21 protein-coding genes are annotated in these 26576 nt (G+C 65.0%); 13 read left to right on the top strand and 8 right to left on the bottom strand.

Features of this window, described 5'->3' with window-relative positions:
* Nucleotides 1-2: 2 nt before the first annotated feature.
* Nucleotides 3-1346, bottom strand: coding sequence for a PLP-dependent aminotransferase family protein (locus tag IVA88_RS14330; protein WP_247497874.1), 1344 nt, complete (start codon nt 1344-1346; stop codon nt 3-5).
* Nucleotides 1347-1530: 184 nt separating this feature from the next.
* On the opposite strand from IVA88_RS14330, the gene IVA88_RS14325 reads away from it, so the two are divergent.
* Entirely contained in the window at nt 1531-1767 is a 237-nt protein-coding gene (locus tag IVA88_RS14325; RefSeq protein ID WP_247497873.1) for a DUF1127 domain-containing protein, read from the top strand.
* Nucleotides 1768-2694: 927 nt separating this feature from the next.
* Here IVA88_RS14325 and IVA88_RS14320 read toward each other — a convergent pair.
* A complete protein-coding gene (locus tag IVA88_RS14320) occupies nt 2695-3120 on the bottom strand; it encodes a universal stress protein (protein ID WP_247497872.1) in 426 nt (141 codons plus the stop codon).
* 77 nt (nt 3121-3197) lie between these two features.
* Nucleotides 3198-3734, bottom strand: a complete 537-nt coding sequence (locus IVA88_RS14315) for a histidine phosphatase family protein (RefSeq protein WP_247497871.1) — start codon at nt 3732-3734, stop codon at nt 3198-3200.
* A gap of 105 nt (nt 3735-3839) precedes the next feature.
* Between IVA88_RS14315 and IVA88_RS14310 the strand changes: the two genes are divergently transcribed.
* The 9 genes from IVA88_RS14310 (at nt 3840) to IVA88_RS14270 (ending at nt 17395) form a co-directional block, all read left to right on the top strand.
* A complete protein-coding gene (locus IVA88_RS14310) occupies nt 3840-5327 on the top strand; it encodes an FAD-binding oxidoreductase (protein WP_247497870.1) in 1488 nt (495 codons plus the stop codon).
* A gap of 56 nt (nt 5328-5383) precedes the next feature.
* Nucleotides 5384-5896, top strand: coding sequence for a peptide-methionine (R)-S-oxide reductase MsrB (gene msrB / locus IVA88_RS14305; protein WP_007612345.1), 513 nt, complete (start codon nt 5384-5386; stop codon nt 5894-5896).
* A 178-nt stretch (nt 5897-6074) separates the two neighbouring features.
* Nucleotides 6075-8327 (top strand): flagellar hook-basal body complex protein, encoded by a 2253-nt coding sequence (locus tag IVA88_RS14300; RefSeq protein WP_247497869.1) that lies wholly within the window; start codon nt 6075-6077, stop codon nt 8325-8327.
* Between the two features lie 35 nt (nt 8328-8362).
* Complete coding sequence (gene flgK, locus IVA88_RS14295) at nt 8363-10246, top strand: flagellar hook-associated protein FlgK (RefSeq protein ID WP_247497868.1); 1884 nt, start codon at nt 8363-8365, stop codon at nt 10244-10246.
* Nucleotides 10247-10267: 21 nt separating this feature from the next.
* Nucleotides 10268-12148 (top strand): flagellar protein, encoded by a 1881-nt coding sequence (locus tag IVA88_RS14290; protein WP_247497867.1) that lies wholly within the window; start codon nt 10268-10270, stop codon nt 12146-12148.
* A 74-nt stretch (nt 12149-12222) separates the two neighbouring features.
* Entirely contained in the window at nt 12223-13005 is a 783-nt protein-coding gene (locus tag IVA88_RS14285) for a hypothetical protein (protein ID WP_247497866.1), read from the top strand.
* A complete protein-coding gene (locus IVA88_RS14280; RefSeq protein ID WP_247497865.1) occupies nt 12995-14644 on the top strand; it encodes a hypothetical protein in 1650 nt (549 codons plus the stop codon). Before IVA88_RS14285 ends, IVA88_RS14280 begins: the two co-directional genes overlap by 11 nt.
* A gap of 1 nt (nt 14645) precedes the next feature.
* Complete coding sequence (locus tag IVA88_RS14275; protein ID WP_247497864.1) at nt 14646-15899, top strand: hypothetical protein; 1254 nt, start codon at nt 14646-14648, stop codon at nt 15897-15899.
* A complete protein-coding gene (locus tag IVA88_RS14270; protein ID WP_247497863.1) occupies nt 15896-17395 on the top strand; it encodes an aspartate aminotransferase family protein in 1500 nt (499 codons plus the stop codon). Before IVA88_RS14275 ends, IVA88_RS14270 begins: the two co-directional genes overlap by 4 nt.
* A gap of 119 nt (nt 17396-17514) precedes the next feature.
* Here the strand turns inward: IVA88_RS14270 and flbT are convergent, their stop codons facing one another.
* Entirely contained in the window at nt 17515-17955 is a 441-nt protein-coding gene (flbT, locus tag IVA88_RS14265; protein WP_247497862.1) for a flagellar biosynthesis repressor FlbT, read from the bottom strand.
* Between the two features lie 320 nt (nt 17956-18275).
* Here flbT and IVA88_RS14260 point away from each other — a divergent pair, with 320 nt between their 5' ends.
* The 3 genes from IVA88_RS14260 to flaF all read left to right on the top strand — a co-directional run bounded on the left by IVA88_RS14260 (nt 18276) and on the right by flaF (nt 23713).
* Nucleotides 18276-20549: a DUF1522 domain-containing protein gene (locus tag IVA88_RS14260; protein WP_247497861.1), complete on the top strand. Its 2274-nt coding sequence runs from the start codon at nt 18276-18278 to the stop codon at nt 20547-20549.
* Nucleotides 20550-20764: 215 nt separating this feature from the next.
* Nucleotides 20765-23053, top strand: coding sequence for a DUF1522 domain-containing protein (locus IVA88_RS14255; protein WP_247497860.1), 2289 nt, complete (start codon nt 20765-20767; stop codon nt 23051-23053).
* 291 nt (nt 23054-23344) lie between these two features.
* Entirely contained in the window at nt 23345-23713 is a 369-nt protein-coding gene (flaF, locus tag IVA88_RS14250; RefSeq protein WP_247497859.1) for a flagellar biosynthesis regulator FlaF, read from the top strand.
* Nucleotides 23714-23854: 141 nt separating this feature from the next.
* On the opposite strand, the gene IVA88_RS14245 is transcribed toward flaF, so the two are convergent.
* From IVA88_RS14245 to IVA88_RS14230, 4 genes are all read right to left on the bottom strand, one after another.
* Nucleotides 23855-24214, bottom strand: coding sequence for a hypothetical protein (locus IVA88_RS14245; protein WP_247497858.1), 360 nt, complete (start codon nt 24212-24214; stop codon nt 23855-23857).
* A gap of 159 nt (nt 24215-24373) precedes the next feature.
* Nucleotides 24374-24871 (bottom strand): hypothetical protein, encoded by a 498-nt coding sequence (locus IVA88_RS14240; protein WP_247497857.1) that lies wholly within the window; start codon nt 24869-24871, stop codon nt 24374-24376.
* Nucleotides 24872-24882: 11 nt separating this feature from the next.
* A complete protein-coding gene (gene flgJ / locus IVA88_RS14235; protein ID WP_247497856.1) occupies nt 24883-25248 on the bottom strand; it encodes a flagellar assembly peptidoglycan hydrolase FlgJ in 366 nt (121 codons plus the stop codon).
* Nucleotides 25248-26372, bottom strand: a complete 1125-nt coding sequence (locus tag IVA88_RS14230; protein ID WP_247497855.1) for a flagellar basal body P-ring protein FlgI — start codon at nt 26370-26372, stop codon at nt 25248-25250. The genes flgJ and IVA88_RS14230 overlap by 1 nt, the downstream gene beginning before the upstream one ends.
* Between the last annotated feature and the right edge of the window lie 204 nt (nt 26373-26576).

Below are 26576 nucleotides of genomic sequence, written 5' to 3'. Positions count from 1 at the left end.
CGCTACTCCGTCGAGTCGAAATCCTCTTCCTTGGTGCCGAGCAGCGACACGATCGTGCGCAGGCCGGAATCGAGCTGCTCGAACGAGGGTGGGGCGAGCGCGAGCCGCACCGCGTTCGGGGCATGGCCATGGGCGATCGCGAAGGTCGAGGACGGCGTCAGCGCGATGCCGCGCCGGGCTGCGGCGGCGACGAAGGTCTGCGAGCGCCAGTGTGCCGGCAGCGTGAGCCAGAGATGATAGGAGCGGGGATCGGCGGCGAGCTGGTAGCCGGCGAGCAGCCTTGCCGCGGTCTGCTGGCGGCGCGCGGCGTCGATGCGTTTCAGCCGCGTCAGCTCGGCGACGGTGCCGTCTGCCATCAGCCGCTGCCCGGATGCGAGCGCGTGGCCGGAGGCGAGCCAGCCGCCGGTGCGGACCGCGGTCATCACGCCCTCGCGCAATCGCGGCGGCGCGACGAGGATGCCGAGTGCGATCCCCGGCGCGACCTTTTTGGACAGGCTGTCGATCACGATGCAGCGGTCGGGTCCGAGCGCGGCCAGCGGGGTGTCGTCGGCCAGGAAGCCGTAGACGGCGTCCTCGATGATGGTGAGATCGAGCTTCTCGGCAACGCGCATGATGTCGGCACGCCGCGTCGCGTTCATGGTGACGCCGAGCGGGTTCTGGATGATCGGCTGGAGATACAGCGCCGACAGATGCGCTTCGCGATGGGCCTTCTGGATGGCGTCGGGGCGCGCGCCAAATTCGTCCATCGGAATCGGGACCAGCGTCACGCCGAGCCGCGCGGCGATGCTCTTGACGTAAGGATAGGTCAGCGCCTCGACGCCGCAGCGGCCGCCGGTGGGAACGAGCGCTGCGAGCGCGGCCGCCAGCGACTGCTTGCCGTTGGCGGTGAAGACGATCTGCTCGGCCTGCGGCGCGAAATCCTTGCGCGCGAGATAGGCGGCGGCGGCATTGCGCGCGCTCTTGGTGCCAGTGCTGCTGGAGACGCGCAGCGCGGATTCGAGCGCATCGACGCGCTCGAGCCCCGCAAGGCTCTTGGCGATCATCGCCCATTGCTGCGGCAGCAGCGGGTAATTGACCTCGAAGTCGATCCGCGCGTCGCGCGGCTCGCTCAGCGCCTCGACCTCGCGCCTGATGTCGCCGGAGATGAAGGTGCCGCGGCCGACCTCGCCGACGACGAGGCCACGGCGGAGCAATTCCGTGTATACCCGGCTCGCGGTCGAGACCGCGATGCCACGGTCATAGGCAAAATTGCGCTGCGGCGGCAGCCGGTCGCCGGGTCTTAACGTGCCGTTAGAGATATCGAGAGCAATGGCATCGGCAAGCTTCACGTATTCGAACTTGGACATTATTGCACCGAGAGCAATGTTTCACTTGCTCCGAGTAGTGTACTGGAGCATTTAGGTTCCATCAAGGTCCACGATTGAGCCGAGGAGAGCGAGAGCAATCCGATGGCAGATCAGGTGCAGGCGCTCGGGCGCTTGCGCCAACGGCATCCCTTTCGCCGCGTGGACAACAGGCCGGAGAAGGACAATGAACACGATCTCGCAGACCGCCGGGCGGAGTTTACACTCATCCTCGTCGGACGGATTTTTCCGCAAGCTGGCCAATGGCGCCTATGCGCTGTTCGACCGTCTCGAGCGCCGCTCCGCCGTCAAGACGCTGAACGAGCTCGACGACCGCGCCCTGCGCGACATCGGGATCACGCGCAGCCAGATCGAGGACGCCGTCTACGGTCAGGCCAAATCAGAGCTGACGCGGTATCTGTAGGACGCTTCGAAGATCATCATGCCTGGCCAGGCCAGGCATGATGATCACTCGCGTGACGTACAATGCCTCCGCATCGTCATTGCGAGCGCAGCGAAGCAATCCAGAATCTTTCCGAGGCGGCAGTCTGGATTGCTTCGCTGCGCTCGCAATGACGGTGTTTGAGGCACTGGCGTCGTTCTCTCAATTTCTCTATCGAGCGCAGACACACCTTCGCCCTCTCGCGGCGTGTTCGCCCGAGCTTTGCTTGGTCGTCTCGCCCTCGAAATTGAAAGAAGGCGCAGGGAAGACCGGGCGCCGGCTGGCACCCGCGGTCCACTGTGCGAAGTTGCAGTCAAAAAATCTGCACAGCGGCATACAGGTGAAGCCAAAACGACCGGCCTTCCCTGCGCAGTGGTTTTACGACTTATGTCGTGCTCTCCCCGGGGAGCGATGCACTATTGCCCCCGTCGCCTTGCGGATAGCTGATGCCTGCAGTCCGGTTGGACCGCCACATCACCGCAACACTTGGCGCACAGACCCCGGGCGCCAGGACCACACGATTTCGCCGTACGCCGATCGCACCGGTCGTGCGCGCGACGCCTTCGCTCACGGCTCTCCGCCCTGCGAAACCATTCGCGCCGATGTTATCAGCGTCCACCGCCGTCCGGCCCGCGTTCGTGACGATCGCGATACGCCCCTCTTCCTTGGGCCGGGTTGCCGCGACACATACGTCGTTTCCGAATTTCGGTAAAGTGGAATATTTCTGGCCCGGCGCGTTGACCCAGCGCTCGGGTGTTTTGCCCGTCAGGCAACGCAAGATCTGGTAGCCCGGAGTGATAGGCGCGCGATGCCTCAACATCGTCATTGCGAGCGCAGCGAAGCAATCCAGACCGCCACCGCGGAAAGACTCTGGATTGCTTCGCTGCGCTCGCAACGACGGAGCACCGCTCAGTGCCTGACCACCAGCACGGAGCATTTGGCGTAGCGCACGACATGCCCGGCATTGGAGCCGAGGAAATAGGTGCGCATTGCCGGCCGGTGCGAGGTCATCACGATCAGATCGGCCTTCATGTGCACGGCTTCCTCCAGGATTTCGTGGTAGATGCCACCCTGGCGCACCACGCTGGAGATGCGGGAAGCCTCGATGCCGGATTCGCGTGCGACGATGGCGAGGGCTTCTTCCGAGGTCTGACGCTGCTGTTCGTCGAAATCGGCCGGCACGTATTCGGCCAGCATCACCGGCGTCATCGGCAGCACGTTGAGCAGGCGCACCACGCCGCTCCAGGTATGCGACAGTGTTGCCGCGGTCGCGATCGCCGGCTTGGCCAGATCGGTGTCGGCGAGGTCGATGGGCACGAGGATGGACTTGAACATCTGCGCCTCCAAATCTTCCGGTCAGGAAGTCTTGTGACCAGGCTGGATCGACCGGTCGAGACGCGCGCCCCCGCGTCTCATTCCAATCGAAGCAACCTGGGGCTGACGAACTGCACCAGTTTGCCGCGGCGGTAGGCCACGTCGCCCCAATCCTTGACGTCAAAATCGAAGATCGCAAGCCCTGCGGTGGGCAGATTGTCGGCGATCGCCTTGGCGCTTGCCGGATCGCCGCCGCCCATCAGCATCAAGGCGACCTCATGCATGCCCGGATTGTGGCCGATGAGCAGCAGCTGCTTCGGGTCGGCCGGGACGGTTGCAGTGCGAATGGTCTCCAGGATCTGCGCAGGATCGGCGCCGTAGAGTTCCGGCAGGATCTCGACCTGCGGCGCCGCGACTCGGTCCTTCATCGCCTCCCAGGCGATGTCCCAGGTCTGTCGGGCCCGGACGGCATGCGACACCAGCACGGTCTCGGGGAAGGGCGGATGGGCGGCGATCCAGTCACCGAGCTGCGCGGCATCCCGTTGGCCGCGGTCGTCGAGATGGCGATCCTGGTCACGGCCGCTCGGCGCGTCGGTCTCGGTCTTGGCGTGACGCAGCAGCAGTAAACGGCGCATGGCATTCTCGAATCATTTCGCGTCCAGGGTAATCTAAAACGATAATCTACAGGCGCCGGTCGAGGACAAGGTGACAAGCGGCCGCTCAGTCCTTTAAGAAACGTCATGAGCGAGACTTTCACAAGCGTGTCCCAGGAAGAAGCCGGCTTTCGCGACCGCACGCGGCTGTCGTTCGACTTCGATGCGGACATTTGCGTCATCGGGGCAGGGCTGGCCGGACTCTCCATCGCGCTGGAGGCGGCCCGGCTCGGGGCCAGCGTCGCGGTGCTCGAGGGCCGCCATATCGGCTGGAACGCCTCGGGCAACCAGCTCGGCACCGTGATGCCGGGCTTCGCCCTGCCGCTCACCGACCTGATCGAGCGCGTCGGCTTCGAGGACGCGCGGGAATTGTGGACGCTGTCGAAGGAGGGGGCCGAGTTCGTCCGGGCCAACGCCACGGAAGCGAACATGCCGGGGATCGGCCCAAGCGACGGCGTGCTGGAGGTCTCCAACGTCGATGCCGGCGACCGGCTGATCAGCCGGTTGCAGATGCTCACCGAGGATTTCGACACCGAGGTCGAGGGCTGGCAGGCCGATCGCGTTCGCGAGGTGCTCAAGACCGATCATTACTTCCACGGCGTGTATTATCCCCGGGCGTTCCAGGTCGATGGCCGCAAATATGTGCACGGCCTCGCGGCGCTGGCGCGGCGGGCGGGGGCACGCATCTTCGAGGATACGCCGGTCGTCAGCATCGATCATTCCGGCATCCGCAAGCGCATCGTCACGCCCTCGGCGCGGCTGCGCGCCACCCACATCGTGCTCGCCGGCAACATCCATCTCGGCGCGCCGTTGCGGCGCCTGTCTGAAACGCTGCTGCCGGTCTGGCGCTATGCCGGCATCACCGCGCCGCTCGGCGAGCGCGTGCACGAGATCATCGCCTTCAAGGGATCGGTAATGGATTCCGACGGCGTCGATCATTTCCGGATCGTCGACGGCGACCGCCTGATGTGGGAGAGCCCGGAGACCACCTGGGCGGCGCGGCCGCAGCGCTTTGCGGGTGCCGTCAGGCGGCGGGCCAGGACTATCTTCCCCCAGCTCGGCAATATCGAAATCACCGAAACCTTCGGCGGCGCCACCGGCCAGACCGTGCACGGCATGCCGCAGATCGGCCAGTTGCGCAAAGGCCTGTGGGTGGCAAGCGGGTTCGGCCGCCAGGGCATGAACACCTCGGCCCTGGCCGGGCAGATGATCGCGCGCAGCATCCTGTGGGGCGACGAGCGCTGGCGGCTGTTCTCGCCGTTCGAGCTGGTCTGGGCAGGCGGCGCGACCGGACGCGTCGCGGGCCAACTGGTCGGGATCTGGGGCAGGGCGAGTTCCGCTGCCGCAGGTTCGCTCGCCCGCTATCGCGAACGGGCGAGGATCAAGGACCGGGAACGGGAGGCACGCCTCGCCGAAGCCAACCGGGCCGCCGGCACCGGTCCGCGTCGTCCGCCGTCCGGCGTCAGGCCGCGGCTGGCCCAGCCGCCCAAACCTTCGGCCGAGGCGGTGGAACCGGCCTCGCGCGACGACAGCGTCTCGCAACGGACCCGAGAAAAATCCCGCCCGGAAGTGTAACGTCGGCCGTTAGAGCCCGTATCTCAGGGCGTGGACGCTCCCGCACGGAGAATGAGATGTTTGATCGCCGCATCCTGTTGACGACTGTCGCCGGCCTGTTCGGCCTTGCGGCCTTCCGCTGGCTCAGAGCATCGCCCGCGGAGGCCGGAGAGAAGGCCGCGCAAAAATTCGAGATCGAGAAGACCGACGCCGAATGGCGTGCCCAGCTCACGCCGCAGCAATATGAGATCCTGCGCAAGGAAGGCACCGAGCGGCCGGGCTCCAGCCCGTTGCTCAAGGAGCATCGCAAGGGCATCTTCGCCTGCGCCGGCTGCGACCTGCCGCTGTTCGCCTCCGACACCAAATTCGAGAGCGGCACGGGCTGGCCGAGCTTCTACCAGCCGATCGAGGGCAATGTCGGCAAGACTGAGGACCGGACCTACGGCATGCTCCGCACCGAGGTGCATTGCCGGCGCTGCGGCGGCCATCTCGGCCACGTCTTCGACGACGGTCCGAAGCCCACCGGATTGCGCTACTGCATCGATGGTTTTGGGCTGGTCTTCCACCCCGCGGCGGCGTCGGCGACGTGAAGTTTGATCCGGCAATTGTTGCCGGCCCGGCAATTGTGCCCCGGTCATACGACCGGGGCATTCCTATTTAAGTCATTGATTTCGTAAGAAAACCAGCATTGGCATAGCCCTTGCGACAGTCTCCTCCGACTGCGGCCATGGTCGACCGGCCGCCGAGATCGGATCTGGAGACAAAGTTATGGGTATCTTCGATGCAATGAACACCTCGGTGGGTGGCCTGCAGGCGCAGTCCTACGCGCTGCAGAACATTTCCGGCAACATCGCGAACTCATCCACCACCGGTTACAAGGGCATCGGGACCAGCTTCGTCGATCTCATTCCGGACTCCTCGGTCCCAAGCAAGCAGGTCGCCGGCGGCGTGACGGCCAACGCCAAGGCCACCATCACCACGCAGGGGACGATCTCGGGCTCCACCGTCGCCACCAACATGGCGATCACCGGCGACGGCTTCTTCTCGATCCAGAAGGCAACCGGCATCGTCGACAACGTGCCGGTGTTCAGCGGCGTCACCTATTACACGAGGCGTGGCGACTTCCAGCTCAATGCCAACGGCAATCTGGTCAACGGCGCCGGCTACTATCTGATGGGTGTCACGGTCGATCCGAAGACCGGCAACCCGCAAGGCAACGTTGCGACGGTCCTGAAATTCCAGAACAACTTCATCCCGGCGCAGGCGACCACCTCGATCCAGTACGCGGCGAACCTGCCGACCCAGCCGAACACGGTGGCGAGCACGACGGCGGCGTCCGGCACGCTGCTAGCGGCTGGCGGCCTCAATCCGTCCGACTTCTCGGCCAACCCGCTGCCCGTGGGCACGCCGCCCGCGCCCTATACCAATGCGACGGTTTCCGGTGCAGCCGCCACGGGCAACATTCGTTCGGCCTACTCGTCGACCACGGGGACCGGCACGGTCGCGCTCCAGAACAATTCGTCCGCAGTGGCATCGGGCACCACGTCGCTCGACAACACCGTGGGCACGCATCTCGCCTCCAGCATTCTGACCGCGCTCAGCGGCCAGACGCTGACCATCAACGGCAACACGATCACTTTCGACGGCAGCACCACCGTCGCGACGGTCGGCAGCAACACCACGATCGGTCTCGGCGCAGGCACGACGGCCACGGTGGCCAGCATCCTGAACGCGATCCAGACCGCCGGCGGCGCCGGCGTCACGGCCTCGCTCTCCGCCAGCGGCAATATCCAGATCTCGAGCGGTACCGGCACCGACGTGGCGGTCAACAGCGGCACAGCAGCCACTGCGCTCGGCATCAGCAGCGTGACGCGCGGCGGCAACGTGCTGTCCTCGCCCGCGATCTCGGGCGCCACCGTGCTGAGCGGCGCGGCGTCGGCCGGCGGCGCAGAGGTGATCTCGTCGGGCTTTGCGGCCGGCGACACCATCACGGTCGACGGACAGACGCTGACATTCATGGCGTCGGGTGCATCAGGCGCGAACCAGATCAACATCACCGACAATATCACGACCTTGCTCGGCAAGATCGACGCTCTCTCCGGTGCGTCAGGGTCTGCGGTCAGCACCGGCGGCGTGATCACGCTGAACACCGGCACCGTGTCCAATTTGTCGGTAGCCAGCTCCAACAGTGCGGCCTTTGCCGCGCTCGGCTTCACGTCGACCATCACCAAAAACCGCGATGGCGGCGGCACCGCCGGCACCGGCGGCGTGGTCGGCAACGACGTGGCGACCTTCACCAAGGAATCGATCAGCGGTGGCGCGGTGACCGCCTACAACGCCGCCGGCACGCCGGTGAACCTGCAGTTGCGATGGGCCAAGACCGACAGTGCCTCGCTGGGCGCGGGCCATGCCGATACCTGGAACATGTTCTACCAGACCGACCCGAATGCGACCGGTACGGCGGTCGGCTGGGTCAACACCGGTCAGGCCTTCACCTTTGCCTCCGACGGCTCGCTGACTTCGCCGAGCGGCTCGGGCATCACCATCAACAACGTCAGCGTCAGCGGGCAGACGCTCGGCTCGGTCTCGTTCAACATTTCCTCGGGCGGGCTGACGCAATATGCCAGCACCAGCGGCGCGGTGACCATCAACACCATCACGCAGAACGGCTATGCCGCGGGCCAGCTGCGCTCCGTCGCGGTCAACAACAACGGCCTCGTGGTCGGAACCTTCTCCAACGGCCAGAACCTCGACCTCGCACAGGTGTCGTTGTCGCACTTCAACGGCACCAATTACCTCAAGGCCATCGACGGCGGCGCTTATGCCGCGACCGAACAGTCGGGGCCCGCGATCGACGGCGCTTCGGGCACCATCAGCGGCTCGTCTCTGGAAGGCTCGAACACCGACATCGCCGACGAATTCACCAAGCTGATCGTGACCCAGCAGGCCTACTCGGCCAACACCAAGGTGATCACGACGGCGAATTCGATGGTGCAGGACCTCCTGAACGTGTTGCGCTGATCGGCGCGTGACGTAACCAAAGGCGGCAAGTCAACATGGGTTTGAGTTCAGCCCTCGCCAGCGCGATGAGCGGTCTGCGTGCCAACCAGGCGGCGCTCTCGATCGTCTCCTCGAACGTCGCCAACTCGCAGACGCCGGGTTACGTCGTCCAGACGCCGAACCAGATCGAGGTCACCACCGGCGACTTCGGCTCGACGGTGATGACGACCGGCGTCAGCCGCGAGCTCGACACCTATGTGCAGAACCAGCTGCGCACCGAGACCGGCGGCAGCGGCTACGCCGACCAGATGGCCAACATCCTGAAGCAGCTTCAGAATGTCTATGGCACGCCCGGCAACAGCGGCACGCTCGAAACCGCGCTGAACAATTTCACCACGGCATTGCAGGCGCTGTCGACCAGCGCGGGCTCGTCGTCGGCGCAAACGGTCGCTCTGGGCGCGGCGCAGACGCTGGCGCAGCAGCTCAATCTCACCACCAAGGGCATCCAGTCGCTGCGCTCCAATGTCGAGCAGGATCTCGGCACCTCGGCGCTGGCCGCCAACGCGGCGATGCAGCAGGTCGCCGACATCAATTCCAGGCTCCAGGGCCTGTCGGAACACGACCCTTCGGCTGCGACGCTGATGGACCAGCGCGACCAGGCCATCAACACGCTGTCGAAATATGTCGACGTCCGCGTCACCACCGACGGCTCGAACCAGGCCAACATCTACACCACCACCGGCATCCAGCTGGTCGGCGCCGGGCTCGCCTCGCAATTCACCTTCGCGTCTGCCGGTGCGCTGTCGGCGACCTCGCTCTACAACATTGATCCCTCCAAGTCCGGCGTGGGCGCGCTGAACATCAAGCTGCCGAACGGCTCGCAGCTCGACGTCGTCGCCAACAACGTGGTGTCTTCGGGCCAGATCGCGGCCGATCTCAAGCTGCGCGACCAGACGCTGGTGCAGGCGCAGAACCAGATCGATCAGCTCGCCGCGACGATGTCGAGCGCGTTGTCGGACAAGACCACGGCCGGCAGCACGGTCTCCGGCCCGCCGGCCGGCTTCGATCTCGACCTTGCCGGGGCAGCGCCGGGCAACAGCGTCAACATCACCTACACCGACACGACCACCAACACGAAGCGCCAGGTCACGCTGGTCAACGTGACCGATCCGGCGGCGCTGCCGCTCCAGAACGCCGCCAACGCCAATCCGATGCAGATCGGGGTGAACTTCTCCGGCGGAATGGGCGCGATCGCCTCGGCACTCAACACCGCGCTTTCCGGCTCGCATCTGTCGTTCGCCGCTGCCCCGTCGCCGGCGACCGCCACCACGTTGCGGGTGACCGACGACAACAGCGGCCTTGCCAAGGTCAATTCGTCCTCTATCACCAAGACGATCTCGTCGCTGACCTCGGGCAATCCGCAACTGCCGCTGTTCACCGACGGCGGGCAGGCGCTCTACACCGGCGCGATCACGGCATCCGGTTCGCAGATGACCGGCCTTGCCGGGCGCATCGCCGTGAACAGGCAGCTGACCGCCGACCCGACCAGGCTGTCGGTCTACAACACCTCACCGATCACGCCCGCGGGCGACACCACGCGCTCGGACTATCTCTATTCGCAACTTACCTCGGCGGTGTTCTCCTTTTCGCCGCAGAGCGGCCTCGGCTCGGCGAGCCAGCCCTTCACCGGCAGCGTCTCGAACTATCTCCAGCAGTTCCTGAGCGTTCAGGGCAACGCCGCGACCCAGGCGACCCAGCTCCAGCAGGGCCAGAGTGTCGTGGTCTCGACGCTGCAGGCCAAGTTCAACTCGACCTCCAGCGTCAATCTGGACTCGGAGATGTCGAACCTGATCCAGCTCCAGAATGCCTATGCCGCCAACGCTCATGTCATGTCGGTGGTGCAGAGCATGATGAATACGTTGCTCCAGGCTCAAGTGTAACAAGTAACAGGGCTCTGAAACATGTCGATCAGCAGCATCAACTACTCTTCGTCGGTTCTCGGTTCGCAGATCCGCAACATCAACACGCAGCTTACCGACCTGTCGACGCAGCTCTCGACCGGCAAGCTGTCGCAGAACTATTCCGGGATGGGGACCAACGAGGGCTTCGCGATCGCCGGGCGCGCACAGCTGTCCAACATCGCCGCCTATACCGACACGATCACCAACGTCAACGTCAGCATCAACCTCGCCAACACCGCGCTGCAGGCGCTGACCACGATCCGCAACACGGTGCAGACGGGCTCAGCCAACACCGCGCAGGATCTCAACGTCAACGGCCAGACGGTCGCGCAGAACACCGCCGCCGCCCAGTTCGGCTCGATGGTCGGCGTGCTCAACACGCAGGCGGGCAACCGCTATCTGTTCTCCGGAACCGCCGTCAACACGCAGCCGGTCGCGGATGCCGGCGACATCATCAACGGCACCACGACACAGGCGGGCTTCAAGACCGTCCTGGCCGAGCGTCAGGCCGCCGATCTCGGCGCCGGCACAGGGCGGCTGGTGCAGACGTCATTGCCGTCGGGCGCTGTGCAGGTGTCCGAGGACGTTGCCGGATCGCCGTTCGGACTCAAGATCGCGGCGGTCTCCTCGACGCTGACGGGCGCGACGGTCACCGGCCCGAGCGGCTCACCGGTGTCATTCTCGGTGAATCTCAACGGCACCAATCCGAACAATGGCGACAAGCTCAGCGTGAGGTTCACGCTGCCCGACGGCTCGACCGAGCAGATCGACCTGACGGCGTCCACCGCCACGCCGACGCCCGTCGGCAGCTTTGCAATCGATGCAAGCATTCCGGTGAACCCAGCCAACACCCAGACCAGTCTCAACACCGTGCTGAACACCGCGATCACGAAGCTCGCCAACACTGCGCTCGTGGCGGCATCCGCGGTGACTGCCGGCGACAACTTCTTCAACACCGCGAGTTCTGCGATCGGCACGCCTGTCAACAATCAGGCGGCGGCGCCGGCGCCCGTGACCGGCGCGACGGCGTTGTCCGGCGCGAGCCCCTCGGACTCGATTTCACCGGGCTTCGTCGCCGGCGACACCATTACCGTCAACGGCACCACGCTCTCGTTCGTCAGTTCGGGCGCGACCGGCAACCAGCTCAACGTCGGCGACAGCATCCAAGCCCTGATGAGCAAGATCGACCAGATCACGGGGACCTCGAAGCCCTCGACGGTCCATGGCGGCTCGATCACGATCAACACCGACGATGCGGCGAACCTGAGCATCACGACCTCGAATACGGGAGCGCTGGGTTCGCTTGGTTTCGCTTCCACCCCCGTGACCGCCACCCAACCGCCGCTGCGCGTCGGCTCGTCGCCCGCAAGCTCGGCGACGACGCTGGTCAACGGCTCGGCCACCACCGTGAAATGGTACCAGGGCAATGACGGGCCGGGCTCGCCGCGCTCCACCGCGATGGCGCGGGTCGACGATTCCGTCACGGTGCAGTACGGGGCGCAGGCCAACGAGGACGCGATACGCAAGGAGTTGCAGGCGGTCGCCGTGTTCGGGACGTTCGCGACCTCGCCGGCCGGACAATATTCGGGCGGGCAGGTCGCCGCGCTCAGCCTGCGGGTGACGCAGGCGCTGACCAAGCAGGCCGGCCAGCAGCGCATCGAGGACATCCAGACCGACCTCGCGATGTCCCAGAACACGATGAAGGACGCAAGCTCGCGCCAGACCCAGGCCAAGGCGCAGCTCCAGACCATCATCGACCAGGCGGAATCGGCCCCGCCGGACCAGGTCGCGAGCCAAATCCTTGCGCTCCAGAACGCGCTCCAGGCGTCCTACCAGGTGACCTCGAACCTCTCGCAGCTCTCGCTCGTCAAGTTCCTGTAAGGGGCGGGTGTTAAGGCGCCGTTAACCATGCCTCTTTACCTCTTGGTGAGGATTGGAGCGGGGCGGAGCTGCCGATGTCGGACAAGATGAAGCTGGTGGTGGCCACGCCATGTTTCGGCGGGCAGGTGACGAGCATCTATGCGAGCTCGATCTTCGCGCTCCAGCGCGCCGTCCACGGCATGGCCAATCTCGAGCTCAAGGTGCTGCTGCGCGACGGCGACGCGCTGATCACGCGCGCGCGAGCCAATCTGGCCACGATGTTTCTCGACGATCCCGAAGCGACGCATTTCCTGTTCATCGACGCCGACATCGGCTTCAAGCCGGAGCAGGTGTTCCGGCTGATCGAGTGCGGCGCCGATGTCGTTGCCGGGTGCTACCCGATCAAGCGCGTCAACTGGGACAAGGCGAAGCGCGCGATCGAAGCCGGCCGCACCGACGTGCCGGCCGCATCGCTCGACTACGTGCTCGAGATCGAGGACCCCGACCGCATCGTGGTGGTCAACGGCTTCGCCCGCGTGCGCTACGCCGGCACCGGCTTTTTGATGATCCGACGCCCCGTGCTGGAGGCGATGTGCCGCCATCCGGACTACGCCGCCTTGCAATTCTTCCGCGAGCATTCGCACGATGCGCTGGCGGCGAGCCAGAACCGTTTTGCCTTGTTCGAATGCATGATCGATCCGGCGACCGGCACTTATCTCTCCGAGGACTTCGCCTTCTGCAAGCGCTGGACCGACATCGGCGGTGAGATCTGGGCCGACATCCAGAGCTCGCTCGATCACGTCGGACCGTCGGTGTTCCATGGCGACATCACCTCGCAATTCGCACCGGCGCCCGCGGCCGCGGCCGATGCGGCGTGAGCCTTTCGGGATGAGCGCCGGCGCATCCCGTCTGTCAGCTGCCGAGCCCGCGTCCGACGGCGGCTCGCGCTATCGCCTGCGCGATCTCTTCACACCGCTGGATACGCTGCTCGCCTCCGGCGGAGATCCGCGGCTGGCGCTCGATCCGAACGACCGCGTCAACGCCTATGGCTGCGCGGCCTCGCCGGAGCCGGAGCTCTGGAATTTCGCCTCCTCGACCGCCTCGACGATCTCGCAGACGGCCTACGACCGCGCCGCGCTGGCGCGCGAAGAGCTGATGCACAAATGCCTGTTCGAGGAGGTCGAAATCGCCTTCGATGCGCGCTGCGAGGGTATGCGCGAGGAGCTGCGCGGCCACCTTCAACTATCATCGCGCGTCGAAATCGTGTTCTCGCCGTCCGGCACGGACTCCCAGCTGCACGCCCTGTTCGTGGCGCGCGCGGTGCTCGGCGCGCTCCCGGTGACGATCGTGGTCGGCGCCGACCAGACCGGAAGCGGGACACTGCATACCGCACGCGGCCACCATTTCAGCACGATGACGGCAGGCGGAATTGCCGTGCGCAAGGACGGCGCGGTGACCGGGCTCGCCGGCGATAGCATTGCGGTGCCGCTGATCGACACGGCGGCCTGCATTGCGATGCGCCGGGATGCCGATGCCGCGGTGCTGCGCGCGGTCGAGACCAGCCTCGCGCAAGGCCGGCGCGTTCTGTTGCAGATCATGGATTCGTCAAAGCTCGGTTGGCGCGCCCCAAGCGAGGCCTGTCTCGATGAGATCGCGCGGCGCTGGCCGCGCAAGGTTCAGGTCGTCGTCGATGCCTGTCAGGCGCGGCTCGGCCGTCGGCGGCTGCGCGCCTATCTCGACCGCGGTTACATGGTGCTGATCACCGGCTCGAAATTTTTCGGCGGACCCGCTTTCAGCGGTGCGCTGCTGGTGCCGAAAGGCCTGTCGCGGTCGATCGACCGGATTGGCGGGATCGCGCCTGGTATCTTCGACTATGCCGGCCGCTGCGACTGGCCGATGGCGTGGACGGCGCTACGTTCGCGCTTCGAGCGCCGGCCGAACTTCGGTCAGTGGCTGCGTTGGGAGGCGGCGCTGGCCGAGATCGGCGGCTACTACGCCGTGCCCGGGGCTTTCCGCGCCAAGATGCTGGCCGAGCTTGCCGCCGGCATCGATAGCATGATCGCGTTGTCGCCGTCGCTTCGCCCCGTTCCAACCGCGATCGATAAGTCAGGCGCGGACGACGAGGAATTCGCGCAAGCCACGATCTTTCCGTTCACGCTGCTGCGCGGCGGAAAGCCGGTCTCGATCGCCGAGACCGGCGCCGTGCATCGGGCGCTGGCGCGCGACATGGCCGAGGAGATCAGCGGCAGCGCGGTGGACCGGCATGTGGCCGCCCAGCGCTGTCTCGTCGGCCAGCCGGTCCGACTGGAGCGGCAGGACGATGCGCTGCAAGCCGTGTTGCGCCTCTGCGTCGGCGCACGGCTCGTGACCGAGGCCTGGTCGCCGGATAAAGTGCAGGCGCAACGCAATGTGCAACGCGTTCTCGATCGCATCGCCGATGTCCTGGTGAAGATCGAGCTATTGCTTGACCGTAGCGCGGTCGCGGCCGTGCCGGCAAAATCCGCGTTCGAGGTGTGAGATGCAGCATTCAGTTTCCGCGCCGATCGGCGTGACCACGCCGAATCATGCCGACCGCATCGGCTTTGCGCAGTTGACGCGCCGGGCCTTCGAGGGCGGCGACCTGCATCCGTTGCGCGACCGGCTCCTGGCGCGGATCGAGGAGGGCACGGCGGAGGCCGGCGAAGGCCTCGATCTCTCGCTGATCGCCCAGCTTCTCGGCGAGAAGGAGGCCGGGCTGGTGATCCAGACCGAGGTGCTCTCCTTCCACCAATTGTTTCGTACCCCTTGCGCTGCTCCAAAACCCCGCCTGCGGGTGCTCGCGCTCGCCGCCGATATCGACATGGGCGGCAATACGCCGATCGACTTCCTGCTGGAAGACTCCGACATCGAGCTGTTGACGCTGTACGTCGTCAAAGGCATCGGCCTGCCGGAGAGTTTGCCGGAGCACGACGTCGCGATCGTGATTGCATCCGATTCCGAGGAATGCCGGGAGGCGCTCGCGCTGATCGAGAAGGCCGCGCCGCGCTGGCCGCGGCCACTGCTCAATCGCCCCGACCTCATCGGCAATCTCGATCGCGATAAACTCTATCGGCTGCTGGCGGGCGTGCCCGGTCTCGACATTCCCGTGACCGCCCCCACGACGCGCGCGCAATTGTCGGAGCTTTCGCAAGCCAAGATCGTCTGCGAGGAGATTACGGGCGAACTGCGCTTTCCGATGATCGTGCGGCCGCGCGGCACGCATGCCGGCGTGGGGCTCGCGAAGCTCGATGATGCCAGGGCGCTCGCTGCCTATCTCGCCGAGCGACAGGAGCAGGACTTCTTCGTCGCGCGCTTCGTCGACTATGCGAGTCCGGACGGGCTTTACCGCAAATATCGTCTCGCCATGGTCGACGGCAAGCCTTACGCCTGCCACATGGCGATCGCCGACCGCTGGGACATCTGGTACCTCAACGCCTTCATGGCGTTCAGTGAGGAGAAGCGGGCGGAGGAAGCCGTCTTCATGCTCGACTTTGACCATGCTTTCGCTGCGCGTCACAAGGTCGCGCTCGGCGAGATGAGCAGGCGCGTCGGCCTCGATTATTTCATCGTCGATTGCGCAGAGAACCAGAACGGCGAGCTCCTGGTCTTCGAAGCCGACAACACCGCCGTCGTGCACAACATGGATCCGCCGGCCGTGTTTCCGTACAAGCCGCCGCAGATGCGCAAGATCTTCGCGGCATTTACGGCGATGCTGTCGCGGCATGCTAGCGTGGGCGAGGAGAGTGCAGCATGAACGAGATCATCCGCAACACGCAAAGCTCCGTCACGCACACCTCGCTCGATCCGCAGGACTGGAGCGAGTTTCGTGCGCTGGCCCATCGCATGCTGGATGAGACGATTGACGGGATCGCCAACGTTCGCGCGCGTCCGGTGTGGCAGCCGATCCCCGAGGGCGTCCGCGCGGCATTCAAGGCCGACGTGCCGCGCAAGGCGAGCGATCTCGCCGACGTCTATCGCGACTTCTCCGAACATGTCGCGCCCTATGCGACCGGTAATGTCCATCCCGGCTTCATGGGCTGGGTGCATGGCGGCGGCACCGCCGTCGGCATGGTCGCGGAAATGCTCGCGGCAGGCCTCAACGCCAATCTCGGCGGCCGCGACCACATGCCGATCGAGGTCGAGCGCCAGATCGTCGACTGGATGCGCCGCCTGTTCACCTTCCCGGAAAGCGCGAGCGGCATCTTCGTCACGGGCACGTCGATGGCCAATCTGATGGCGGTGCTGGTGGCACGTACGAGCGCCCTCGGCACGCTGGCGCGGCAGTACGGCATCGGCAATGACGGCGCACTTCTCACCGCCTATACGTCGCAGGCCGCGCATGGTTGCGTATCGAGGGCGATGGACATCGCCGGGCTCGGCATCGATGCGCTGCGCAAGATCGGCGTCGATGCCGATCATCGCATCGACATTGCCGCGCTGCGTGCGCAGATCGCGATCGATCGCGAGGTCGGCTTCAAGCCGTTCCTGGTCGTCGCATCCGCGGGTACGGTCGATATCGGTGCGATCGACGATCTCAAGGCGATCGCAGAATTGTGCCGCGAGGAAGGAATCTGGTTTCACGTCGACGGCGCCTTCGGTGCGCTCGCGATCCTGTCGGCCGAGCTTGCGCCGCTGCTCGGCGGCATCGAGCTTGCGGATTCCATTGCGCTCGACTTCCACAAATGGGGACAAGTGCCTTATGACGCCGGCTTCCTGCTGGTGCGCGACGGCGAGCAGCATCGGCAGGCCTTTGCGCAGCCCGCGGCCTATCTGCGCCGCGAGGCGAGGGGGCTTGCGGCGGGCGCGGTCTGGCCCTGCGATCTCGGCCCCGATCTGTCGCGCGGCTTCCGTGCGCTGAAGACGTGGTTCACGCTGAAGGCGTTCGGCACTGACCGGCTCGGTGCGGTGATCGCGCGAAGCTGTGCGCTGGCGAAATATCTGGAGACGCGCGTTCTGGCCGAGCCGCGGCTGGAGTTGCTGGCACCGGTCAATCTCAATATCGTCTGCTTCCGTTACCGCGCCGCCGATGAGGTCAATCGCGAGATCGTCGCCGACATCCAGGAGTCCGGCGTCGCGGCGCCGTCGAGCACGACGCTGGACGGCAAGTTTGCGATCCGCGCCGCGATCGTCAATCACCGCACCGAGGAGACCGACATCGATGCGCTGATCGCGGCCGTGCTGGAATTCGGCGGACGGCGCAGCCGCGACGCTGTGATCGAGGTCGAGGCGCCGCCGCTCGCGGCACAGTAGCTCGATCCATGTTTGAAACGACAACGGCCCCGGAGACGATCCGGGGCCGTTGTCGTTGGTAGGGCTGGTCGTTCGTGCGTTCTGGTCGTTCGCGCCGGCGTGGCCGCGCGAACGCGTGGTCAGGCGGCGGTGCTGACGTCGTCCTTATCCGCTTCGGCCTTGGGATGGGCGGCCTCGAACTGGCCGCGCAGCTTTTCTTCGTAGGCGATCAGCTTGCGGGCGTCCTTCAGTGCGCGATAGAGGTCGCCGTTGAGGATGTTGTTGTTGATGCCTTCGATGATCGGCCAGGAGCTCGGCACCGCGGTGACGATGTCGCGCACCAGGTTGAAATAAGTACCGTGTTGGGTCTGCGGATCCGGCGAGATGTACATGAGCTGGACCGCAAGATAGACGAGCTTGGCGGGCGTATCGGCGGTTTCCGGCGTGAGGATGTCACGCTCGCGCAGGATCGGCACGTTGTCGCCATCGATCAGAAGGCGGGCGCGCTGGTCGGTGTTGGTTATCACGCAGTTGCCGACGATGATGCGTTCGTGCGGTCTGAGCTCGACCTTGAGGGCCATGCCTGTTCTCCATCAACGCTTTCGTAACCGAGCGTGTGTTGCGGCGGATCAGCGCGCAATACTCCATCAAGATTAGTTAACGAGTTGTGAATCCCGGCCATTGCTGCGGAAAAGATCAATCATATCAACGCCGAAATTAGCAGTCGGAGCGGCGTCACGGGCCTGCTTATCGGCCGAATCGCGCGCCGACTCAGCAAAAGTGCCGATTTCATTTCATGTTTCGTTAGAGGACTCCGCCCCACGGTCCGCCGGTCGCTGGGTCACTCGATCCATGCAGACGCGTAACAGTAAGCGTCGTTTTACCAGAAAGGTAACACCCAATGTCCGGTATCGTTCTCTCCTCGTCGGTTCGCCAGAACCTGCTCTCCCTCCAGTCCACCGCTGACCTCCTCGCCACCACGCAGAACCGTCTGTCGACCGGCAAGAGCGTCAATTCGGCTCTGGACAGCCCCACCAACTTCTTCACGGCTCAGTCGCTCGACAACCGCGCCAGCGACATCAACAACCTGCTCGATGGCATCGCCAACGGCGTGCAGGTGCTGCAGGCCGCCAACACCGGCATCACCTCGCTGCAGAAGCTGATCGACAGCGCCAAGTCGATCGCCAACCAGGCGCTGCAGACCACCGTCGGCTACTCCACCAAGTCCAACGTTTCCGCTACCATCGCGGGTGCGACGGCGGCCGATTTGCGCGGCACCACGAGCTTCGCCAGCGCGACCGCAAGCAGCAACGTCGTGTTTAGCGGCGCGGCCGGCGGCACCACGGCGGCGGCGGGCACCACGACCCTCGGCGCCACCATCGGTTCCTTTGCAAGCACGGGCGCGACGGCCGGTGACGGCACCACGGCCCTGACCGGCGCCATCACCCTGATCGCCACCAACGGCACGACCGCGACCGGCCTGGCCGGCAACGCCCAGCCTGCCGATGGCGACACGGTGACCGTGAACGGCAAGACCATCACCTTCCGCAGCGGCGCGGCTCCGGCGTCGACCGCCGTTCCGAGTGGTTCGGGCGTCAGCGGCAACCTCGTCACCGACGGCAGCGGCAACACCACCGTCTATCTCGCCACCGCGACCGTCAACGATCTCTTGTCCGCGATCGATCTGGCCAGCGGCGTCAAGACCGTATCCATCACCGCGGGTGCTGCGACGATCGCCGTGAGCGCCAGCCAGCCAGGTGCTGCCGTCTCGACCGCTGCAGGCGGCGCCGTCACGCTGAAGAGCTCGACGGGTGCGGATCTCAGCGTCACCGGCAAGGCCGACCTGCTCAAGGCTCTCGGCCTGACGACGGCCGTGGGCGGCGGCAACGCCACCATCAACGTCAACCGGACCACGAGCTCGGGCTCGCTGGGGGCAACGATCGCCGACGGTTCGACGCTGAACGTCGACGGTCACGTCATCACCTTCAAGAACGCGCCGATCCCGGGCTCGACCGGTGCGCCGAGCGTTCCGAGCGGTTATGGCACGAGCGGCAACGTCCTCACCGACGGCAACGGCAACTCGACGGTCTATCTGCAGGCCGGCACGGTCAACGATGTGCTGAAGGCGATCGACCTTGCCACCGGCGTGCAGACCGCGACCATCAACGCCAACGGCACCGCGACGCTTGCGACCGCGACCGGCCAGTCGAACTCGACGATCAACACGTCCGGTCAGCTCAAGCTCTCGACCGGCGTCAATGCCGACCTCTCGATCACGGGCTCCGGTAATGCGCTGAATGTGTTCGGGCTCGCCGGCAACACCGGCAGTGCGACGGCGTTCACCGCGGCGCGCACCTCGGGCATCGGCGGCATCGCCGGCAAGACCTTGACCTTCTCCGCCTTCAACGGTGGCACGGCGGTCAATGTCACCTTCGGCGACGGCACCAACGGCACGGTCAAGACGCTCGATCAGCTCAACACGCAGCTTCTGGCCAACAATTTGTCCGCGACGATCGACGCCAACGGACGGCTGACCATCACCGCGTCCAACGACTATGCGTCCTCGACGCTCGGTTCGACGACGGCAGGCGGTGCGATCGGCGGCACGCTAACCTCGGCGCTGACCTTCTCGACGGCGTCCAACCCCGTCCAGGATGCGGTTGCCCAGACGGCCCGTGCCAACCTGGTGTCTCAGTACAACAACATCCTGAACCAGATCGACACCACCTCGCAGGACTCCTCGTTCAACGGTGTCAACCTGTTGAACGGTGATCAGCTCAAGCTGGTGTTCGACGAGACCGGCAAGTCGAGCCTCAACATCACCGGCGTGACCTACAACTCCAAGGGTCTGGGCCTCGCTGCCTTGACCGTCGGTGTCGACTTCATCGACAACGCCGCCTCCAACCGCGTGCTGACCAATTTGAACGCCGCGTCGAGCACGCTGCGCTCGGAAGCCTCGAGCCTCGGTTCGAACCTCTCGGTGGTGCAGGTGCGTCAGGACTTCAACAAGAACCTGATCAACGTGCTCCAGACCGGCTCGGCCAACCTGACGCTGGCCGACACCAACGTCGAAGCGGCCAACAGCCAGGCGCTGTCGACCCGCCAGTCGATCGCGGTCTCCGCGCTGTCGCTGGCCAACACCTCGCAGCAGAGTGTGCTTCAGTTGCTCCGTTAAGCGACTGAAACTACTAAATAAATCGAGCGGCGGGGCCAGTTGCCCCGCCGCTCTTTTTTGCGTCCGGAGGCGGGTAGGGGCGTTCACCGGCCATTAACCCTGTCCCTTAAACCGGCGTTAACCATACTTTAAAGGAGACCCCCTAAGACTGGACCAAAGCCCGCTTTCAAGACCGCGCGGCCGATTCGTACCTGGTTCAAGAGGAAGACTCGCCAATGTCCAACATCGTTCTCTCGGCGTCCGTTCGCCAGAACCTGTTGTCGCTGCAGTCGACGGCCGACTTGCTGGCCACGACGCAGGAGCGGCTGTCGACCGGTAAGAAGGTCAACACAGCGCTCGACAATCCCACCAACTTCTTCACGGCGCAGGGGTTAGACAACCGGGCGAGCGACATCAGCAACCTGCTCGACGGCATCAACAACGGTGTGCAGGTGCTCCAGGCCGCCAACACCGGCATCACCTCGCTGCAGAAGCTGATCGACAGTGCCAAGTCGATCGCCAACCAGGCGCTCCAGACCACGGTCGGCTATTCCACCAAGTCGAACGTCTCCACCACGATTCCCGGTGCGACGCCCGCCGACCTGCGCGGCACGACCTCGTATGCGAGCGCGACCGCCAAGAGCAACGTCCTCTATACCGGCGCAGCCGGTGGCGTGACCCCGGTCACGGGAACCGCCGCACTCGGCGCCTCGCTGGGTTCAAACGCGGGCACGAATGTCGGGTTTGCCGCGACCGCGACCGACGGCACGACTGCACTGTCCGGTACCGCCACGCTGGTCGGCACCACGGCATCCACCACCTTCGGCGCGGCGCCGGCGGACGGCGACACCCTCACGGTCAACGGCAAGACCATTACCTTCCGCACCGGTATCGCCCCGACGACGCAGCCGACCGGCTGGGGCCTCGACCCCAGCGGACACATCGCCACCGACGGCAACGGCAATTCGATCGTCTACGAAGGAACGGCGGCTGCGCCCGGCGCGACTGTCAATGACGTCCTCAGCGCGATCGACCTCGCCAGCGGCGTCAAGACCGCCGCAATCAGTGCAGGCGCAGCAACCATCACGGTCAGCGGCTCGGCCGGTCCGATCGGCACGCTTCAGGTGGCATCGTCCATCACGGGCGGCCAGGTCACGCTGAAGAGCTCGACCGGCGCCGATCTGAGCGTGACGGGCAAGGCCGACTTCCTCAACAAGCTCGGTCTGACCGCGGCGACCGGCGCAGGCAATGCCAGCATCACCGCGGCCCGATCGACTACCGCCGGCTCGCTCGGCTCTCTCGTTCAAGACGGCTCGACGCTGAACATCGACGGCCACACCATCACCTTCAAGAACGCCCAGTCGCCCCAGTCGACCGCCAGCGTGACCTCCGGCGGCGTCAACGGCAACATCGTCACCGACGGCAACGGCAATTCGACCGTCTACATCCAGAGCGCGACGCTCACCGATCTGCTGAACTCGATCGACCTCGCCACCGGCGTCAAGACGGCCAGCATCTTCAACGGCGCGGCGACCCTGTCGACGACTGCGGGCCAGATCCCCTCGTCGGTCAACAGCAGCGGTCAGCTTGCGCTTTCCACCGGCATCAACGCCGACCTCTCGATCACCGGCACCGGCAATGCGCTCAACGCGTTCGGTCTCAGCGGCAATACGGGAACGGCGACCGCTTTCGCCGCGGCGCGCAACTCCGGTGTCGGAGGTGTCAGCGGCAAGACGCTGACCTTCACCTCCTTCAACGGCGGCACGCCTGTCAACGTCACCTTCGGCGACGGCACCAACGGCACCGTCAAGACCCTCGACCAGCTCAATGTGCAGCTTCAGGCCAACCACCTGACGGCGACGATCGATGCCAACGGCGTGCTGACGGTCACCACCGTCAACGAGTACGCGTCCTCGACGCTCGGCTCGACTGCCGCCGGCGGCACGGTCGGTGGTACGCTCACCGGCGTGCTGGCCTTTACCACCGCGCAGCCTCCGATTCAGGATCCCGTCGCGCAGACCGCGCGCTCCGGCCTGGTCAGTCAGTTCAACAACATCCTGGCGCAGATCGACACGACCTCGCAGGACTCGTCCTTCAACGGCGTCAACCTGCTCAACGGCGACACGCTGAAGCTGGTCTTCAACGAGAACGGCAGCTCGACGCTCGGCATCAACGGCGTCGTGTTCAACGCGGCCGGCCTCGGTCTTAGCAATCTCGTTCCCGGCACGGACTTCATCGACAACGGTGCCACCAACAAGGTGCTGGCGAGTCTGAATGCCGCCTCGAGCACGCTGCGCTCCGAGGGTTCGTCGCTCGGTTCGAATCTGTCAATCGTGCAGGTGCGCCAGGACTTCTCCAAGAACCTGATCAACGTTCTGCAGACCGGCTCGTCCAACCTGACGCTCGCCGACACCAACGAGGAAGCGGCGAACAGTCAGGCGCTGTCGACCCGCCAGTCGATCGCGGTGTCGGCGCTGTCGCTGGCCAACCAGTCGCAACAGAGCGTACTGCAGCTGCTCCGCTAACTTTACGGCGCAAGATCGCTCATCGATTTCGCGGCGGGGCTAACGCCCCGCCGTTCATTTTACGGAGATCGCTAAGGCACGATTAGCTGAGATTGATGCGCATCACGCGGGACGTGTTTACTGCGTGCACATGCGCATCTAGCTTCATGATGACGAAGAACTCCGAGACCCGTAATACTCCGGAGTGCTTCCAAGCACACACGTAAGCAAATCTTAAGCGGTGCTGCCTAGGGTTGGGAAAGAAATCCTTAAGCGCGTTCAACGGGCTAGGTAACCTCCAAGGTGTGATTGATGTCGAATTCCGCTGCCTCGGCCTACGCGCGTGTTGCAACGACCACCGCATCTCCTCGCGACATCGAAGCGCAGACCCTGCTCAAGGCCGCGAACAAGCTTCAGGATGCGATCAACAACGCCGATCCGTTCAGCGAGCAGACCACGCAGGCCCTGATGTTCAATCGCAAGCTCTGGACGATTTTCCTGAGCGAGGCCATGCGAGACACCAATCCGCAGCCGATCGACGTCCGGCAGAAGATCGCCAACATCAGCGTGTTCGTGCTGAGCCAGACCGCCGCGCTGCAGATGAGCCCGCAGTTCGATCACTTCCGTCCGCTGATCGAGATCAACCGCAACATCGCCGCGGGTCTGTCCGGCCGTCCGTGATCAAGGACGGCTCCTTCCGCTTCGGCAACAAAGTTCACGCTGACGGATATGGGCAAGGCGCAGATCAAGAACGTCGTCACCGATCCTGCGACCGCCTCGAGCTAGCTCGACACGGGCGTTGCGATGCCCGACGCCTGATCGTCAGGCGCTGCGGTCGGTGCTGGCCGGACGCGAGGGTTCGGACTTCAAATCCAGTGCATGGAAATAGGCCCGCCGGCGCAGCATCGCTTCGTCGGGGAACTGGTTGACCACGGCGTCGGTCCTGTCGTTAACGACCTGAAAAACGAACGACGCAGCCGCCTGGTCGAACACGACTTGGCGTGACACGTTCTCATTACCATGCAGATCGTTACGCACAGGCGCGCTGGTATCGCTCGCGGCGACCGTCTGGCGCGCCGGAAGATCAGTTTGCACGGCCTCGTTCGCCGCCGCATTCGACGTCGTTACGATCTGCACAGGGGCCGGGATCCCCACCGGCCTGATGCTGAAATCTGTACTCATGGCAGCCTCCTGGTTGCCTCACGTGAGTCAAATCCCAACCCCTCTCAATGCGCAACCATGGAACGCCGGGATTGAACATCCGGTAAGCAAACGTGCCTAACCGCGCGACGATATCGCCGCGCGGTTTTTCGTAAAATTGTCGCTTGTATTTGCGCGCGCTCAGAGCGAGCGGCTGACCGCGAGCGGGGTGATGTGGCGCGGACCCGGAGTGGCGCGTCGTCCCGCCGCGGTGTAAGTGTTCGGCACGTTGCGCTTCTGGATCTCGGCGTTGACGCCGCGCACGACGCTCTCCGAGACTGCGTGAGCGGTTGCGAGCACGGTGAGATTGACCTGGAGCATCGCGCGGAATGCATCGTGGTGCCGATGCAGCGTCGAGAGCAGCTCGGGCGCGGATTTCGCGAGCTGGGCCTGGTTCGCCTTCAACTGGCTGACGGCGCCGACATAGTTTCGCGACAGCTCCTGCTTCTTGCTCTCGAGGGTCATCGCCTCGCGGACCTGGCCGGCACGCACCAGCTCGGTCTCGCGCTCGATCAGGCCGAGCAGGGCACTCATCGCATCCATCAACTGCTCGGCGATCTTGCGCGCTTCGGCGGTTCCGGGTGGGGTGTTCGGGCGCTGTGCTTGCACCGGCTGGCGCGAGGCGTTGAACTGGTTCATCTCGTTTGACCTTATGCCGTGCGGATCGTTTTCGCCTGCTGCATGATCAGCGTGCGATAGACGTCAGTGGCGATGCCGACGCCGCCGGCGTTGGCGAAATTCTTGGAATATTGCTCGGTCAGCATCGAGCGCCACACGCCGGTGCCCGGCGTGTCGCCGAACGGGCCTTCGCCCTTCAGACCCGAGGTCATCTGCGAGAACATGCTGTTGAGGAACATCGCCTCGAAGTCGGTGGCGGTCTTCTGCGCCTTGGCCTGCTGCTTTGGCGGGACCTTTTGCAGTGCCGCGGCGAGATCGAAGTCAGGCCTGCCGTTGCGGCTCTCCACCGAGAAGGCGGAGCTGGCGAGGCGTGCGGTGTTGACCATGCCGGTCTGCATCACATCACCTCGATGTCGGCTTCGATCGCACCGGCCGCCTTGATCGCCTGCAGGATGCTGATGAGATCGCGCGGGCCGATGCCGAGGCCGTTGAGGCCGTCGACGAGCTGCTGGAGCGAGACGCCGTCCTTGACGACGGCGAACTTCTTGCCGTCCTCGGTGACGCTGACGCTGCTGCGCGGCGCGACGACGGTCCGCCCGCGGGACAATGGGTTGGGCTGGCTGACCTGCGGGCTCTCGGAGATCGTGACGGTGAGGTTGCCCTGTGCGACCGCAACGGTGGCGACGCGGACGTCGCGACCCATCACGATGATGCCGCTGCGTTCATCGATGATGATCTTGGCGGCGAGATCCGGATCGACCTGCAACTGCTCGATCTCGGTGAGAAACGCGACCACGTTGCCCTTGAACTCAGGCGGGATCGTAAGCTGCACCGTCGATGGGTCGATCGGCTCGGCGGTCTTGACCCCGAGATAGTCGTTGACCGCGGCGGCGATCCGCTTGGCCGTGGTGAAGTCGGCGTTGCGCAGCGCAAGGCGGACGTTCGGCAAGCGATTGAGCGCGAACTCGATCTCGCGCTCGATAATGGCGCCGTTGACAATGCGTCCGACCGTCGGCACGCCACGCACGATTTTCGCCGCTTCGCCCTCGGCCTGGAAGCCGGAGATCGCGAGCGAGCCCTGTGCGACCGAGTAGACGTTGCCGTCGGCGCCGAGGAGGGGGGTGACGAGCAGGGTGCCGCCCTGGAGATTCTTGGCGTCGCCGAGCGCGGAGACGGTGACGTCCATGCGCGTGCCCTGGGTGGCGAAGGCCGGCAGATTGCCTGTCACCATCACGGCGGCGACGTTGCCGGTGCGGATGGTGGCGCCGCGGATGTTGACGCCCATGCGCTCGAGCATCGCTTGCAGCGACTGCTTGGTGAAAGGGATGTTGTTGAGGGTGTCGCCGGTGCCGTTGAGGCCGACGACGAGGCCGTAGCCGATGAGCTGGTTCTGCCGCACGCCTTCGATGTTGGCGAGATCCTTGATGCGCGATGTCGCGCTTGCAGAATTGACCGAGAGCACCAGCGCTGACAGCGCGGCGCAGGCCACCCCCACAATTCTCACCCAACGAACGCCTGGCATCCTCTGCTCCCCGAGGCTCCTCAAATCGAAGGACCATCACGACACTCCCATGACGAGCTGGTCCGACGCTGTTCTTGCGAGCGCTGTGCCAACTCGGGGCAGCGGGGGTAGGTGGCTGAATAGGTTGAGTAAATCTGTTTCGGATGGTCTCAGCCTGTGTTGTCCCTGAGGAGCGAAACTGCCGCCTGTCGGCAGATTTTGCCG

It is taken from the genome of Bradyrhizobium sp. 149, from assembly GCF_023073915.1.
Taxonomy (GTDB): domain Bacteria; phylum Pseudomonadota; class Alphaproteobacteria; order Rhizobiales; family Xanthobacteraceae; genus Bradyrhizobium.
This window is presented reverse-complemented; position numbering and strand designations above follow the sequence as displayed.